The sequence below is a fragment of the Caballeronia sp. Sq4a genome (assembly GCF_023170545.1).
Classification (GTDB): Bacteria; Pseudomonadota; Gammaproteobacteria; order Burkholderiales; family Burkholderiaceae; genus Caballeronia.
Window position 1 is genome coordinate 910264 of record NZ_CP084250.1, and the last position, 16380, is coordinate 926643.

The following is a 16380-nucleotide window of genomic DNA, read 5'->3' on the forward strand; positions in this document are numbered from 1 at the left end:
TGGCTCGTCGAACGACGGCTGCGGCTCGCTCGGCTCGGACAGCGCGCGGGGCAGCGGCGGCGGCAGGATGGGCGCCGAATCGAACGGATAGTCTGGTCGATCCGGCGCAGTGTCCGGTTCGAAGGGCGACTCTTCGCGCTTTTCTAGCGGTGGCGGGCTCGCAGGCATCGGCCGGGCGTCTCGCGAGACGTCGACGCCGGAAGAGGGGGCGAAGTCCTGTGCGCTTGCTAGTCGCCGGACAGACTCCTGCGCGCCGTTCGACGCGGCGGCTGCGGTAGCTGCGGTGGCGATCGCGTCCATCCCCGGATGCGCGGGCTCGTCGGCCAGCGGTTCGCGCATCAGCCATGACGGCGCGTGAGGATCACGGTCGGCATCGGAGCGTGCTTCAAGCGTGGCCGGTGGCTCAGGAACGATGTGCGCCGGCAATGTTGCCGCCGGTTCGATGCGTGGCGCGTCGGCGGGTGGTTCTGCGCCGTGCCCGACGGTGGTCGCCGTGGACGCTTTCCATGACGGCGCGTGCGGCTCACGTTCGGCATCGGAGCTTGCTTGGAGAGTGGCCGGTGCGTCGGGGATGATGTGCGCCGGCGATGTTGCCGCCGATTCCACGCTTGGCGCGTCGGCGGGTGGTTGCGCGCCACGCCCGACAGTGGTCGCCGTGGACGCTTTCCATGACGGCGCGTGCGGCTCACGTTCCGCATCGGAGTGTGCTTCGGGCGTCCCCGGTGTGTCAGGGACGATGTGCGCCGGCGATGTTGCCGCCGGTTCCATGCTTGGCACGCCGGCGTGTGGTTCTGCGCCACGCCCGACCGCAGTCGCCGTGGACACTTTCCATGACGGCGCGTGCGGCTCACGTTCCGCATCGGAGCTTGTTTGGAGAGTGGCCGGTGCGTCAGGGACGATGTGCGCCGGCAATGTTACCGCCGGGTCCATGCTTGGCGAGTCGGCGGGCGGTTCTGCGCCATGCCCGACCGCCGTCGTCGTGGACGCTTCTGAAATAGGCCTCGGCGATTGCGATGCCATCGAAGGCGCCGGCTCGGTCGACGCGCCTTGCGCTTTCACAGCGCTGGCAGACGCGTGGACGACTTCGTGCGATGCGGGCGCCTCAGCGAGCGACGAAGATGCGGTCGCTTGCTCCAGCGCGTCGGCCGGCGACTCGTCAGCCCGTGATGCGTCGCCGTCAGTCAGGCGTCCGTTATTCTCGGCTGTCTGAAAGCCGGCGCGCGTGTCGACTGCTGATTGCGGAACGAATGCGGGCGTTTCCGCGATAGCGGGCGGTTCTTCGCCAGCGTCCGAGGTTGCCAACGGCGCTTCGGTCGTGGTGATCGGTTCGGTCGACGCCTCGTCGGAGATCGGCGACGGCATCGAAGGCGTTGTTGCGCTCAGTTCGCGCTGGGCGCGTGCACCGGCGTCTGGGATTGCCGGCGCCGCCTCGACCTCGCTCGCGGACTCGTGTTGCGGCGTTTGCGGTGCCGCGAATTGCGTCGCATCGGTCGGTGGCGCAAAGGGCGCTTCCACGCTTGCTTCGCGTCGAACCGGCAAGCTGGACGAGGCCGCTTCTTCGACCCGTGCAGCCGTGGCGCGCGTGTCAGACAGAGAATCCGGTGAAGCGCGCAACCCGAGCGGCTCACGGTCGCCCGAAACGCCGTCCCTTAACGCGCTCGCGCTCACCGCGCCATCCGAAACCAGCGACGCCGCATCGGTCGACGGCGACGCCTGCGCCTCGTGATGGCGGGCGAGACTCGCCCCTGCCAGCGACGTCCAGAGCGCCGCTTTCTCCTCGATGGAACGCAGCGTCGCCTGAATGGCGTCGGGCGCGGGCGGCGGCACAGGCGGCGAAGGCGGACGCGAGAACGCGGGCGGCGCGAAAGCCGACGAGCGTCCATCGCCTGTCATCTCTGTGGGCAACGGGCGCCTCACCGGGCCACGCGATGTCTGCGTCGACGTCGCCGCGGACGACGAAGCCGGGTTGCGCGCCGGGGCGCTATTTCTCGGCGTGGAAGCCGGGCCGTTGCCGGACATTGCGGCGCGTGCCGGCGTGGTCTGCGTGGACATCGGCCGCTGCGGCGCCCGGGCGGACGCAAAAGAAGCAGAACCCGTGGAAGAAGCTGAAGAACGCAGCGAAGCCGCCGCGCCCGCCTCGCTGCGGGCAGGCGAGCCCGACGGCAAGGTGGCACGCGAAGCCGTCGAGCCGAGCGCCGCCGCTGCCGTCGACAGGGAATTGAGCCATCCGTCGGGCGCGACCGGCTCGACAAACGTGGACACCGGCGTGCCGGCGCGCTCGAACGCGGGGCGGCGCGAATACGCCTCCGCCGTCGCCGCGATGCCCGCCGCCGATGCCTCCGCGCCCTTCACGACGCGCCCCGCCGTCGGTGGCGGACGCCACGGCGTCGGCCGCTGATAGCGTCCGCTGCGTTGCCCGGTGGGCATGCCGAGCGTCGGCTCGTCGTGCGAGGCGCGAGAGACCGTGGCATCGAAACGCTCGCCGCCGATGCCTCGCAACGGCGCATCCGCAGTCGTCGTCTCGCGCGGGCGGCGCTCGCGCCAACGCATGCCGGTCGGCTTCGCGCTCGCCTGCGCGCTGCGCCTTGACGTGGACTTCGGCCCCGACTTGGCACGCTCGGGCTCGCGAGTGCGCGACTCGCGTTCGGACGGCTCGCGCGGCGTCAGCCAGCTTTGCGGAAGGCCGAAGCCGAACGCTTCGTCGGCCCAGGCGAGCACCGAGCGCCAACTGAATTCGACGAGCCACGGCAGGCTGATCGCAAACACCGCTGCCGCGATGGCGATGGCCCCCGGCGCATGCGCAAGGCCGGCGAGCGCCCCCGCGAGCGCGCGGCCGGCGCGATTGACATTTTCCTGTGCTTCGAGCGCGCCGGCGAGCGCGCCTTCCAGCGTCGCGCTCGACAGCAGGACGGTGAAGAAGCCGAGCCACAGGCGGATCGTGCCGGGACCGCGCAGCCCCGCGCCGCCCGGAAGCACCGATTTGACGACGCGCCACAAGAGAGCGAGAAACCAGACGACTGATGCACCGAACCAGCCGAGAACTACCGTGTGCATGCTAAGGATCGAACCAAGGTTGGATGAGACGGGTGAGAGACGGCTGCCCGGTCGCGTAACGGTAACGGGGGCAACGTGCGTGTGTCGCGCACTGGCCGGGCGTATCGACTGAGCAGTTTAACGGTTGCGGGCTGAACCGGACGCGCATGGCGCAAGCGCGCAACAGTCAGCAACACTTAGCCTGTCATGCGCCGCGCGAGCGCGACGCGGCCGCGTGTCATTCAGCGCGCTGCGCGAACGTCAGTACGCCGCCGTTGTCGAGCGTCAACTGAAGCGATTGCGGCGGATTCATCTGCACGCCGCTCTTCGCGACATGAGCGAGCGCGTCGAGATAAGGCTGCTCCAGAGCGCCGCCGACGCTCGATGGACACGCCATGCGCGTGCCGGCGAGCGGACCGAAGCTCAACTTGCCGTCCTTGAGGACGTACGGGCCGGTGTAGCGATTGCAGCCTGAAAAGCCGCTCGCCCGGCGACGGCCGCTCTCCGTGGACAGATCGAGCGTGATCGGCTGACTGCCCGCGGCGCGACTCGGCACGGCGCGCGGCTGGCCGTTCGCCTCGGTCCAGCTGGTCAGTTCCCAATGCGTGTCGTCGAGCAATTGAGTCGCGGCCGGGTTGTAAGGATCGGTGGGCGGCGCGCTCGCGTCCGAGTGCTTCGGCATGGCGCACCCGCTCACGAGGCTTGCCATCAAAACAGCGACGCCGGCGCAAGGCGCAAGGATGGCCAGCGGACGCGGCATCGCGCGTGAGGATAAAGCGCGGCGAAAATGCGAAGACATCGAAAATTCCAGGGCTGGCGAAAGCCGTAAGGGTACCGCAGGCGTCGTATCGTTTGTCTAGCATCGAGATGCAACAAATCATTTGTCATGCGGCGGACCATCGACGCACGCGGGAATTCGCGGCGCGGACGCGAGTCCATATGCGTTGTCAATAGGCCGAATGGCATAGCAGTCGGCGGCTGCGCTGCGTGTTAACATCCCCGCCGAATCGTGATAATCGGCGTTCGAGTTATCGAAGAGACTCGTTGCCGACGCACAACCGAAACGCTTCCGGAGCACGCATGCAGACCGACTCAGCCGACCAGAACGCACCGCACGATATGGCCGTGCGCATCGGCACGCCGCTTTCCCCGGGCGCCACGCGCGTCATGCTTCTCGGAGCGGGCGAGCTGGGCAAGGAAGTGATCATTGCGCTACAGAGGCTCGGCGTCGAAGTCATCGCGGTCGATCGTTACGCGAACGCGCCGGGGCATCAGGTCGCGCACCGCGCGCATGTCATCGACATGACCGATCCCGCCGCGCTGCGCGCGCTCGTGGAACGCGAGAAGCCGCATCTGATCGTGCCCGAGATCGAGGCCATCGCCACTGACGCGCTCGCGGACATCGAGGCGTCGGGCAGCGCGACCGTCATTCCGACCGCGCGGGCCACCCAGCTCACGATGAATCGCGAAGGCATTCGCCGGTTGGCCGCCGAAACGCTCGGCTTGCCGACCTCGCCCTATGCGTTCGCGCAATCGCTCGACGAGATGAAAGCGGCGATCGCGACCATCGGTTTTCCGTGCGTCGTGAAGCCGGTCATGTCGTCGTCGGGCAAGGGGCAGTCCGTGCTGCGCAGCGAGGCGGACGTGGAGCCGGCATGGCAGTACGCGATGGCCGGCGGGCGCGTCAATCACGGCCGCGTGATCGTGGAAGGCTTCATCGACTTCGAATACGAAATCACGCAGCTCACCGTGCGCGCGGCGGACCCGGCGAGCGGCGAAACGCAGACTTACTTCTGCGAGCCGATCGGGCACGTTCAGGTGGCGGGCGATTACGTGGAATCCTGGCAGCCGCAGCCGATGAGCGCGGCCGCGCTGGAAAAAGCCCGCGAGGTCGCCGAGAAGGTGACGACGGCGCTCGGCGGGCGCGGCCTTTTCGGCGTGGAACTGTTCGTGCGCGGCGATGACGTGTGGTTCTCCGAGGTGAGCCCGCGTCCGCACGACACCGGCCTCGTCACGCTCGCGACGCAGCGTTTCTCCGAATTCGAGCTCCACGCCCGCGCGATTCTCGGGCTGCCCGTGGACCCGTCGTTGAGCACGCCGGGCGCGTCGGCGGTCATTTACGGCGGTCTGGACGAAGCGGGCATTGCCTTCGAAGGCGTGCGCGAGGCGCTCGCCGTGCCGGGCGCGGATGTGCGGCTGTTCGGCAAGCCGGAGAGCTTCGTGAAGCGGCGCATGGGCGTGGCGGTGGCGACGGGCGTCGATACGGACGAGGCGCGCGATCGGGCGAAGCTCGCGGCATCGAAGGTGCGTCCGGTTTCCATCAAGTGAAGGCCGCCGTGCGACAAACAGGAGCATTCCAGTGAAACGCTTGGTTCTCGCCGCGCTCGTCGCGGCATGCGTGGGGCTGTCGGGCTGCGGCCTTGCCGCCGCTCCGTGCCGCATTGCATCCGCGGGCCTGAAGATCGTGCCGGTCGTCGGTCACGTCGCGGCCGCGCCCACCGATGCGTGCGCCGACGTGATCGATCCCTGACCGGCGTGCAGCAATATCAAACACCGAAAAACAGGACGATGAACAAGCTTCTCGCACTCTCGATCGCGTTGCCGATGGCGCTGGCCGTGCAATCGGCGCGGGCCATGCCGCTGACGGTTCCGCAAATTCAGACGGCATCGACGCAATCCACGCGCTACGACTGCCGCGACGGCAAGAGCATCACCGTGCAGTACACGACCACGCGCAACCGCCAGAGCTTCGCGGCGTTGACCGTGGACGGGCGCAAGCTCCTGTTCGTGAACGTGATCGCCGGTTCGGGCGCGAAATACGCCGCCGACCAATATGTCTGGTGGACCAAGGGCCCGCAAGCGAACCTGTACGACGAGATGGCCGCCAAGGATTCGCCGCCGCTGCTGGCGGACTGTCAGGCGCGCGGGAAGTAGCCGGATGCAAGCGCGCGCCCTCGGGACGAGCGCCCGAAGCCTTCGACAGGCGGTGCTACAATGTGCGGCTTTCCCGCAGTGAGAGGGCGGCGGTTTCCAGCGGACCTTCCCAGCGCCCGGGCAACCGCTGTGCAGCGGGTGGCGCGCGCGGCCGCAGCGCCCGGTGACGCTAAAGCGTCATCGAAGCCGTGTTCCATTCGGGTGTGCGTCGAAGGAGCGTGCGAAACAAGCCGCGCCGCCGATGCCCGATGTCCGGCAGCCTGTCCAGTCGCGCGCCAAGGCACGCATCATGCGCACGAGAAGCGTGCAACCCCTAACAGATTGCGTCGCGGGTCGTTCCGCGCCACCGAAACACGCGTGCAACGCCGAGTCGGATTCAACGATCGTTCACGCGCGCCGCATCAGCGGTTTTATAGCGAAAGCCAACATAGTCACCATGTCTGATTCCGTCGCCCCGAACACGTCCACCGAAGAAGCCACGGCCGCACCGACGTTCGACCAGTTCGGCTTGTCCCCCGAGATCCTCAAGGCGGTGCGCGAGTCGGGCTACACGACGCCCACGCCGATTCAGGCGAAAGCCATTCCCGTCGTGCTCTCGGGCCGCGACGTGATGGGCGCGGCTCAAACCGGCACCGGCAAGACGGCGAGCTTCTCGCTGCCGATCATCCAGCGCCTGCTGCCGAACGCCAACACCAGCGCATCGCCTGCGCGGCATCCGGTGCGCGCGCTCATGCTCACGCCGACGCGCGAACTCGCCGATCAGGTCGCCGCGAACGTGCAGACGTATTCGAAGCACACGCCGCTGCGCAGCACGGTCGTGTTCGGCGGCGTCGACATGAACCCGCAGTCCGAGGCACTGCGTCGCGGCGTCGAGATTCTCATCGCGACGCCGGGCCGCCTGCTCGACCACGTGCAGCAAAAGACGCTCAATCTCGGCCAGGTGCAGATGCTCGTGCTCGACGAAGCCGACCGCATGCTGGACATGGGCTTCCTGCCCGACCTGCAACGCATCCTGAATCTGCTGCCGAAGGAGCGGCAAACGCTGCTTTTTTCGGCCACGTTTTCGCCGGAAATCAAGAAGCTGGCGGCGACGTATCTGCGTAATCCGCAGACCATCGAAGTCGCGCGCAGCAACTCGACCGCGACCAACGTCCGCCAGATCGTCTACGAAGTCCACGAGAGCGACAAGTCGGGCGCCGTCGCGCAGATCATTCGCGAGCGCGGGCTCAAGCAGGTGATCGTGTTCTGCAACAGCAAGATCGGCGCGAGCCGGCTCGCGCGCGTGCTGGAGCGCGACGGCATCGTGGCGACCGCGATTCACGGCGACCGTTCGCAGAGCGAGCGCATGCAGGCGCTCGACGCGTTCAAGCGCGGCGAGATCGAGGCGCTCGTGGCCACGGACGTCGCGGCACGCGGTCTCGACATCGCCGAACTGCCGGCGGTCATCAACTTCGATCTGCCGTTCAACGCGGAAGATTACGTGCACCGCATCGGCCGGACGGGGCGCGCGGGCGCTTCGGGCGACGCGCTGTCGCTGTGCAGCCCGAACGAGCGCAAGCAGCTGGCCGACATCGAAAAGCTGATCAAGCGTCCGCTCGAAGTCGAGACGCTGCAAGTCGCCACGCCGATGCGGCGCGACGCATCCCGCCGCGACGAGCGGCCGGCGCGCGGCGAGCGCTCGGAGCATCGGCATGGCGCGCGCGACGAATCGGGTTCGCGCCGCCGCACGTCGAGCGCATACGACCGGCCGCGTGGGCGTCAGCAGCCGGTGGACGAGTTCTTCCTGAAGCCATACGAACCGTCGCCCTCGGCGATGAAGCGTCAAGAGGAAACCGTCGAGCCCGAGCGCAAGAGTGTTTCGAAGCAGCCGCTGGCGGCGCTCCTCGGCGGACTCGGCATGCCGCGCAAGACGTCCTGAGCCTGCGCGCGTCCATCGGAACGGCAGCCCTTCACGGCTGCCGTTTTTCGTTTTACCGCACGAATCGCTTCGCCCAGTCGGCGATGGCCCGGGCGTAGAACGCATCCAGCGAGCACGCGGTCGCTGCATCGATTCCGAGATGCCGCGCTGCCTGTATGAGCGCGTCAAGCGGAGCGGTGGTGTCGAGCGGCGTCGCGCCGGTCTGTTTGCTGAGTTTCTCGCCGATGTCATTGTTGACGACCGGCACGTGCAGATAGGCGGGCGTCGGCACGCCGAGACACCGCTGAAGGTAGATTTGCCGGGCGGTCGAATCGAGCAGATCCGCGCCGCGCACGACGTGCGTGATGCCTGCGTCGGCGTCATCGACCACGACCGCCAGTTGATACGCCCACAAGCCGTCCGCGCGCTTCAGGGCAAAATCGCCGACCTCGGTGGCGAGATCTTGCGACTGCGGCCCTTGCCAGCGATCAACGAACGTGACGCGCGCCGCGTCGCCGTCCGGCACGCGCAGCCGCCACGCGCGCGCGGCGCGGCCGTTCAGCCCGCTGCGGCACGTGCCGGGATACGCGAGCGTCGCGTGACGCGCGTGGGCGTGCACGAGGGAATCGGCGATCTCGCGCCGTGTGCATCCGCATGGATAGACGAGGCCGTCGGCTTGCAACTGCGCGAAGGCGCGAGCGTACGCGTCGTCGCGCCGGCTCTGCCAGACGGGCGGCTCGTCGGAATGCATGCCGAAACGGGCGAGCGTCGCGAGAATGTCGTCGGCCGCGCCGGGGACCGTGCGCGGCGAATCGACGTCCTCGATTCGCACGATCCACGTTCCGCCGTGCGCGCGGGCATCCAGAAAACTCGCGAGCGCGCTGACGAGCGATCCCGCGTGGAGCGGGCCTGTCGGCGAAGGCGCGAAGCGGCCGCGATAAATCATGTAGCGAGGCTTAAGCCGCCTGGCCGACCTTCGCGTCCGGGTGGCACGCGGGGCACGTCTCGCCTGGCTTGTAGTACGGCGATTTCTGGTCTTCGACGCTCACCACCGCGCGGCAGCCGAAGCACTGCGCGGTTGCCGTCGGTTGGAGGTTCGGATCGAGCGCGGTGCGGTAGTCGAACACGAAGCAGTCGCCGGTGTAATGCGCGCCGCCCACTTGCTCGAAGTATTTCAGAATGCCGCCTTCGAGCTGATAAACATGCTCGATGCCCACTTCCTTCATGTGGATCGCGGCTTTCTCACAGCGAATCCCGCCGGTGCAGAAGGACACCACGGTCTTGCCTTCCAGGTCGGCGCGGTTCTGCTCGATTACCTCGGGGAACTCGCTGAACTTCGTGATGCGATAGTCGAGCGCGTTCTCGAACGTGCCGACATCCACTTCGAACGCATTGCGCGTGTCGAGCATCACGACGGGGCGGCCGGCGTCGTCGTGACCGCGGTCGAGCCAGGCTTTGAGCGTGGGCGCATCGACGGACGGCGCTCGGCCGAGTTCCGGCTTGATCGCGGGCTTTTTCATCGTGATGATTTCGCGCTTGAGCCTGACCAGCATGCGGCGAAACGGCTGCGTCTCGGAGAAGCTCTCCTTGAACTGCAGATCGGCGAAACGGCCGCCGAAGAGGGCGTCCGTCCGAATGTAGTCGATGAACTCGCGCACTTGCGCAACCGGCCCCGCGATGAACAGATTGATGCCCTCCGGCGCAAGCAGGATCGTGCCCTTGAGGCCGAGCGCATTGCAGCGTTCGGTGACGAGCGGCCGCCACGCGGCGCCGTCCTCGATGGTGACGAATTTGTAGGCGGAGAGATTCAGTATGCTCATGATCGGATACGGGTGAAACATGTCGAAACGGGACCAGGCGCGGCACGCATGCGCTGCGCGAAACCGCTATTATCCCGCAAACGGCGGGCGCGTCCGGCGTGGCGCGCGGCCCCGCTCGGCGATTCGCTGCGCGCGCCCGATTTCGAGAGCGGAGGGCGCCTTATCCGTTCGGCCAACGCGGCCCTCGCGGGCAATTTTGCGACAGCCCGCATGTACAATATCGGCATGTCAGATCCCCGCTTCGTTCATCTCCGCGTCCACTCCGAATTCTCGATTGCCGACGGCATCGTGCGGCTGGACGACGTCGTCAAATCGGCCGCCGAAGACGGTCAGGGCGCGCTCGCGCTGACCGATCTTGCCAATGCTTTCGGCCTCGTGCGCTTCTATAAGGAAGCACGCGGCAAGGGCGTGAAGCCCATTGCAGGCTGCGACGTCTGGATCACGAATCCCGCCGACCGCGACAAGCCTTCGCGCCTGTTGCTGCTCGTGCGCGACAAGACCGGCTATCTGAATCTGTGCGAACTTCTGAGCCGCGCGTGGCTCACGAATCAGTATCGCGGCCGCGCGGAGGTGATGGTCGAATGGCTCGAAGAAGGGCTCGCTGAGGGGCTGCTGGCGCTGTCGGGCGCGCAGACCGGCGACATCGGCATGGCATTCGCGGCGGGCAATACCGCGAGCGCGGAGCGTCACGCCGAGCGCTGGGCGAAGCTCTTTCCGAACGCGTTCTACATCGAACTCCAGCGCGCCGGCCAGCCCGGCGAGCAGGCGTACATTCTGGAGGCCGTCGCGCTCGCCGCGAAGCTGCGCCTGCCGGTGGTCGCCACGCATCCGCTGCAGTTCATGACGCCGGACGACTACACGGCGCACGAAGCGCGCGTGTGCATTTCGGAGGGCGACATTCTCGCCAATCCGCGCCGCCAGAAGCGTTTCACGACCGAGCAGTATTTCCGCACGCAGGACGAGATGTGCGCGCTTTTCGCGGACATTCCGTCGGCGCTCGCGAATACCGTCGAGATCGCCAAACGCTGCAATCTCACGCTCGAACTCGGCAAGCCGAAGCTGCCGCTTTTCCCGACGCCCGACGGCATGTCGCTCGACGACTACCTCGTGCAGTTGTCGAAGGAAGGCCTCGAAGTGCGGCTCGCGCAGCTTTACCCGGACGAGGCCGAGCGCGACGCGCAGCGCGACACGTATTACAAGCGGCTCGACTTCGAGTGCGGGACCATCATCAAGATGGGCTTTCCGGGCTACTTCCTGATCGTCGCCGACTTCATCATGTGGGCGAAGAACAATGGCGTGCCGGTCGGCCCGGGGCGCGGCTCGGGCGCGGGTTCGCTCGTGGCGTACGCGCTCGGCATTACGGATCTTGACCCGCTGCGCTACAACCTGCTCTTCGAACGCTTCCTGAACCCGGAACGCGTGTCGATGCCCGACTTCGACATCGACTTCTGTCAGGAAGGGCGCGACCGCGTCATCCAGTACGTGAAGGGCAAGTACGGCGCGGACGCCGTCTCGCAGATCGCCACCTTCGGCACGATGGCGGCAAAGGCGGCGGTGCGCGACATCGGCCGCGTGCTCGATCTCGGCTACATGTTCACGGACGGCATCGCGAAGCTCATTCCGTTCAAGCCGGGCAAGCACGTAACCATCGCGGACGCGATGAAGGAAGAGCCGGCGCTTCAGGAGCGTTTCGACACCGAAGACGAAGTGCATCAGTTGCTGGAGCTCGCGCAGCGCGTCGAGGGCTTGACGCGAAATGTGGGCATGCACGCGGGCGGCGTGCTGATCGCGCCCGGCAAGCTCACCGATTTCTGCCCGCTCTACACGCAGGGCGAGGACGGCGGGGTCGTCAGCCAGTACGACAAGGACGACGTGGAAGCCGTCGGGCTCGTCAAGTTCGACTTCCTGGGCCTGACCACGCTCACGATTCTCGACTGGGCGGAGCGCTATATCCGCCGGCTGGATCCGTCGAAGAAGGACTGGAGCCTCGGGCAGGTGCCGCTGGACGATCCGGCTTCGTTCACCATCCTCAAGAAAGCGAACACCGTCGCCGTGTTCCAGCTGGAAAGCCGCGGCATGCAGGGCATGCTGAAGGACGCGCAGCCGGACCGCTTCGAGGACATCATCGCGCTGGTGGCGCTCTATCGCCCGGGCCCGATGGACCTGATTCCGAGCTTCTGCGCACGCAAGCACGGGCGCGAGATCGTCGAGTATCCGGACCCGCGCGTCGAGCCTGTCCTGAAAGAGACCTACGGCATCATGGTCTATCAGGAGCAGGTGATGCAGATGGCGCAGATCATCGGCGGCTACTCGCTCGGCGGCGCGGACTTGCTGCGTCGCGCGATGGGCAAGAAAAAGCCCGAGGAAATGGCGAAGCACCGCGAGATTTTCGCGGAAGGCGCGGCCAAGAACGGCCTCACGCGCGAGAAGTCCGACGAGATCTTCGATTTGATGGAGAAGTTTGCGGGCTACGGCTTCAACAAGTCGCACGCGGCGGCGTATGCGCTGCTCGCGTACTACACGGCGTGGCTGAAGGCGCATCATCCGGCGGAATTCATGGCGGCCAACATGTCGCTCGCCATGGACGACACCGACAAGGTGAAGATCCTTTTCGAGGATTGCATCGCCAACGGCATGACCGTGCTGCCGCCGGACATCAATCAGTCGGCGTATCGCTTCGAACCGGTCGCGGAGGCGGACGGCAAGCGCTCGCGCACCATCCGTTATGGTCTGGGCGCGGTGAAGGGCAGCGGCCAGAACGCGATCGAAGAGATCCTGCGGGCGCGCGAAGACGGCCCATTCACCGACCTGTTCGACTTCTGCGAGCGCATCGACCGGCGCGTCGTTAACCGGCGCACGGTCGAGGCCCTGATTCGCGCGGGCGCGTTCGACGCGCTGCATGCCAATCGCGCGCAACTGCTGGCTTCAGTGCCGCTCGCGATGGAAGCCGCCGAACAGGCCGCCGCCAACGCCATGCAGGCGGGCCTCTTCGACATGGGCGACACGCCGCTGCAGAAGCACGAACTCGTCGACGAGCCTGCGTGGTCGGACAAGAAGCGTCTGCAGGAAGAAAAGACGGCGCTCGGCTTCTATCTGTCGGGGCATCTTTTCGACGCCTACAAGGGCGAAGTGCGCCGCTTCGTGCGCCAGAAGATCGGCGAACTGAAGGAAGGGCGCGACAAGCTCGTCGCGGGCGTGATTTCGTCGATGCGCACGCAGATGACCCAGCGCGGCAAGATGCTGATCGTCAATCTCGACGACGGCACCGGCCAGTGCGAAGTGACCGTGTTCAACGAGCAGTTCGAAGCGAACAAGGCGCTTTTCAAGGAAGACGAACTGCTGGTGGTGCAGGGGCAGGCGCGCAACGACGCGTTCACGGGCGGCATTCGCTTCACCGTCGATACGGCGATGGACCTTGAACGCGCGCGTAGCCGCTACGCGCAATCGGTGAAGGTGGAGATGAACGGCAATGCCGATGCGTTGCGGCTGCGTCGCGTGCTCGAAGCGCATGCGGCAGGCGAACAGGCCGCGCCGCCGCCGATACCCGTCAGGGACAACGGCCGTCAGCGTCAGAGCGCCGCGCCGATTCCCAATGGACTCAACGTGAGCATCGTCTATCGCAGCGAGCACGCCGAAGGCGAAGTGCGTTTAGGCGACGCGTGGCGCGTGAAGCCGACCGACGATCTCATCAGCGCGCTGCGCGGGGAGTTCGCGGGGAGTGAAATCGAGATTGTTTATTGATGCGCATCGGCATATCCGCCAATGCGCTGAAGCATTCGGGCGGCTTGGAACGTTACGCGATGGACCTGGTGCGCGGCTTCGCGCAAGCGGGTTTCGTCGCGCCGAATAAGCCCGTATTCTTCGCGCGCAAGATCGATTCTTCGCTGCCCGAATACGCGATGGTGGAGGCGCATCGCATCAACGTGTCCTTTCTGCCGGGTAAGTGGCGCGATGGTTTTTTCTCGAGGGCGTTGCAGCGCGAGCGCAGGCGCGCGAGCGTCGATGTCCTGATCGGCTGCAATCGCGTGAAAGGTTCGGAGATTGCGATTTGCGGGGGCACGCATATCGGCTTTCTGCGAGCGACAGGACGGCGCGCGAAGCGTTCGGACAGGCGGCAGGTCGCGCTGGAACGGAGCCAGTATGCGACGGCTTCCGTGATCGTCGCGCATTCGGACATGATGCGCGACGAGCTTCGCACGCTCTACGACATCGCCGACGACAAGATTCGCGTGGTGTATCCGCCCGTGGATAGCGCGCGCTTTTCGCCCGTTGATGGCACCGAACGCGAACGTCTGCGCGAGCAGTTCGGCTTTGCGCGCGACGAGACCGTGCTGCTGTTCCCGTCGAGCAGTCACGAGCGCAAGGGCCTGCCGCTCATCGAAAAGGCGCTCGCAGGCATGAAGGTAACGGTCGCGGTGGCGGGACGCGCGCCGCAAGCCGCGGCGTCGAACGTGCGCTATCTCGGTTACGTGAAGAATATCGAGGACGCGTATCGCGCGGCGGATTTCACCATTCTTGCGTCCAGCTACGAGCCGTTCGGGCTCGTCGGCATCGAGTCGGTGATGTGCGGCACGCCAGTGATCTTTCCCGCGAGCATCGGCTGCGTGGATGCCATCGATGAGAGCGCCAAACATGTATTCGTGCCGGGCGACGCGGACGATCTGCGTCGCGTGGCGAGCGCGGCCATCGCATCACGGCGCCAGCGGGTGTCCGGGCCGGCCGTGCAGTACGACGCGAGCGTTGCGGCGCATGTCGATGCGCTGCTCGCGCTGGCGCAGGGCATTCGCGCTACCTAGTCTTGTTCAAGTGTGCGAGCTTGAGAAAGCGGTAATAGACGGTCTGCGCGTTGAACAGCGCGATCATAAAGCCGGTCTTGCCATCGAGAAAGCCCCGCCTCAACACGTAAGTGCGAACGAACGCCCACGCGCCGCGCGACACCGCCACGCCGAAACCGCCGCGCTTGCCTGCCGCATGGCGCTGCTGCGCGCCGGCGGTCGAATAAGCGTCCAGCTTGCGCAAGACCGCCTCGAAGTCCTCGTACGAGTAATGCATGAGCTTGCCGCTCAGACGCGCGACGGGTTTGTCCGTCGACAGGATAAGGCGCTCGTGTACCAGATCCCCCGAGAACCGCGCCGTGCCGCGCCTGAACAAACGCGGAATCCAGTCCGGATACCAGCCGCTGTGATGCACCCACACGCCGCAGAAACTCGATAAGCGGTCGATTGCGTACACATCGGCGTGCGGAGCGCCAATCGCCGACTGGATCGACGCCGCGAGTTCCGGCGAAACGATTTCATCGGCGTCGATCGACATGATCCAGTCCGTGCTGAGGGCATCGACGGCGCGGTTCTTCTGCGGGCCAAAGCCGGGCCAGTCATGCGCTTCGATCACGCGCGCGCCGTTCGCCCGCGCGATGTCCACCGTGGCGTCCGTGCTGCCGCCATCCACGATAACGATCTGATCCGCGAAAGAGACGGATTGGAGGCACTGCGCGAGCCGCGCGGCGGCGTTGTGGGTGATGATGGCGATGCCGAGGGTGGGCACGTTCAACGTTTCCTTGGAAGCGACGAAAAGAGCCGGGCGGCCATGACGCGACCTGTCAACGGCGCAGATGCCATTTCACGAAGAAGAACGGCGCGAGCAACCACGGCCACGTCGCATACACGAACATGCGAATGCGAAAGCCGAGGCTCACGTCCTTCGATCTTGACATCAACGAGAGGCGGCGCATGGCCGATGGTTCGTCGAACAGGGCGCTGACGTACCGCTCGCGGGCAGATTTGCCGGCAAGAAGCGCGCGCATTCGTTCGCCAACGCCGACCTTGTCGGCATCACATTGGAGCTGGCGCGTTTCGCCGGAGCCGTTCAGATTGGCCAGCTTGATGCGCGCAACATAATCATAGGGCGTGCGCCATTTGCGCTTGCTCGATAGTCCTCCGCGCCGATAGAGCACCAGCGGCTCGTGCAGCGTATGCGCGCCACGGCTCATGATGGCGCGGAACGCCATGATCTGATCTTCGCCGTAAATGCCGGGCGCAATCGGCCCGAATGCTTCGAAAAGTCGCCGCGTCCATGCATGCGCCGCTCCCACCAGATGAGGGCGATTGGTCGACCACGTCTCGAAGCTTCGGTAAGCGTCCAGATCGGTCACGCGCAGCACGCCGTGCGCCTCGCCGTTCGCGTCGAGGTCCTGCAGATCGGTGGCGATCAGGTCCCAGCGCTTGCCGCTGTCGAGCCACACGCGCATCACGCGCTCGACGCGCTCGGGCTTCGATATGTCGTCGCCGGCGGCGATGAACAGCATCTCACCGGACGCGCGCGCCGCAAGCGCGCTCAGATGCGCGCTGATGCCGAGATTTACCTCATTCCGAAAGAGCCGTACAGTGTGCGGACCTCGATAAGCGTTCACGCAGCGCTGCGCGATTGCAAACGTGGCGTCCGGAGATGCATCGTCCGAGATCAGGATTTCGAGCGGCGACCATGTTTGTTCCAGGGCGCCTCGTATTGCATCGGCGATAGTGTCTTCTTGGCGAAATGTGATGAGCAGCAGGCTCGCGAGCGGCGCGGTCCGCGTAGATTGAGGTGTTGCAGACATATATCGATCAAGACACATCGGCCGTTCCAAAGAGCCTTGCTGATGCAGGTCTCTCTCGCCTTCGTTGACGAGTACGCCATGGGGCAGCCGTATAATACCGG

General features: G+C 66.1%; 11 protein-coding genes. 6 read left to right on the forward strand and 5 right to left on the reverse strand.

The window, feature by feature from the left end:
- Positions 1-3271 precede the first annotated feature (3271 nt).
- The gene (locus LDZ24_RS04245) at positions 3272-3832 is read right to left on the reverse strand and encodes an META domain-containing protein (RefSeq protein ID WP_371747388.1); all 561 of its coding nucleotides are present in this window, start codon (positions 3830-3832) and stop codon (positions 3272-3274) included.
- Positions 3833-4152: 320 nt separating this feature from the next.
- Here LDZ24_RS04245 and purT point away from each other — a divergent pair, with 320 nt between their 5' ends.
- The 4 genes from purT to LDZ24_RS04265 all read left to right on the forward strand — a co-directional run bounded on the left by purT (position 4153) and on the right by LDZ24_RS04265 (position 7885).
- On the forward strand, positions 4153-5361 hold the full coding sequence (gene purT / locus LDZ24_RS04250; RefSeq protein ID WP_248322270.1) for a formate-dependent phosphoribosylglycinamide formyltransferase: 1209 nt from the start codon (positions 4153-4155) through the stop codon (positions 5359-5361).
- Between the two features lie 31 nt (positions 5362-5392).
- Positions 5393-5563, forward strand: a complete 171-nt coding sequence (locus tag LDZ24_RS04255; RefSeq protein WP_175939897.1) for a DUF6726 family protein — start codon at positions 5393-5395, stop codon at positions 5561-5563.
- Between the two features lie 38 nt (positions 5564-5601).
- Positions 5602-5967 (forward strand): MliC family protein, encoded by a 366-nt coding sequence (locus LDZ24_RS04260; RefSeq protein WP_248321749.1) that lies wholly within the window; start codon positions 5602-5604, stop codon positions 5965-5967.
- Between the two features lie 436 nt (positions 5968-6403).
- On the forward strand, positions 6404-7885 hold the full coding sequence (locus LDZ24_RS04265) for a DEAD/DEAH box helicase (protein WP_248321751.1): 1482 nt from the start codon (positions 6404-6406) through the stop codon (positions 7883-7885).
- A gap of 52 nt (positions 7886-7937) precedes the next feature.
- Here LDZ24_RS04265 and gluQRS read toward each other — a convergent pair whose 3' ends face one another.
- Entirely contained in the window at positions 7938-8810 is an 873-nt protein-coding gene (gene gluQRS / locus LDZ24_RS04270) for a tRNA glutamyl-Q(34) synthetase GluQRS (RefSeq protein ID WP_248321752.1), read from the reverse strand.
- A gap of 10 nt (positions 8811-8820) precedes the next feature.
- Positions 8821-9684 (reverse strand): sulfurtransferase, encoded by an 864-nt coding sequence (locus LDZ24_RS04275; protein ID WP_175939901.1) that lies wholly within the window; start codon positions 9682-9684, stop codon positions 8821-8823.
- A gap of 225 nt (positions 9685-9909) precedes the next feature.
- On the opposite strand from LDZ24_RS04275, the gene dnaE reads away from it, so the two are divergent.
- A complete protein-coding gene (gene dnaE, locus LDZ24_RS04280; RefSeq protein WP_248321754.1) occupies positions 9910-13425 on the forward strand; it encodes a DNA polymerase III subunit alpha in 3516 nt (1171 codons plus the stop codon).
- Positions 13425-14480: a glycosyltransferase family 4 protein gene (locus tag LDZ24_RS04285; protein WP_248321756.1), complete on the forward strand. Its 1056-nt coding sequence runs from the start codon at positions 13425-13427 to the stop codon at positions 14478-14480. The genes dnaE and LDZ24_RS04285 overlap by 1 nt, the downstream gene beginning before the upstream one ends.
- Here the strand turns inward: LDZ24_RS04285 and LDZ24_RS04290 are convergent.
- The gene (locus LDZ24_RS04290) at positions 14473-15234 is read right to left on the reverse strand and encodes a glycosyltransferase family 2 protein (RefSeq protein WP_248321757.1); all 762 of its coding nucleotides are present in this window, start codon (positions 15232-15234) and stop codon (positions 14473-14475) included. The genes LDZ24_RS04285 and LDZ24_RS04290 overlap by 8 nt on opposite strands.
- A gap of 49 nt (positions 15235-15283) precedes the next feature.
- Positions 15284-16297, reverse strand: a complete 1014-nt coding sequence (locus LDZ24_RS04295; RefSeq protein ID WP_371747389.1) for a glycosyltransferase family 2 protein — start codon at positions 16295-16297, stop codon at positions 15284-15286.
- Positions 16298-16380: the final 83 nt, after the last annotated feature.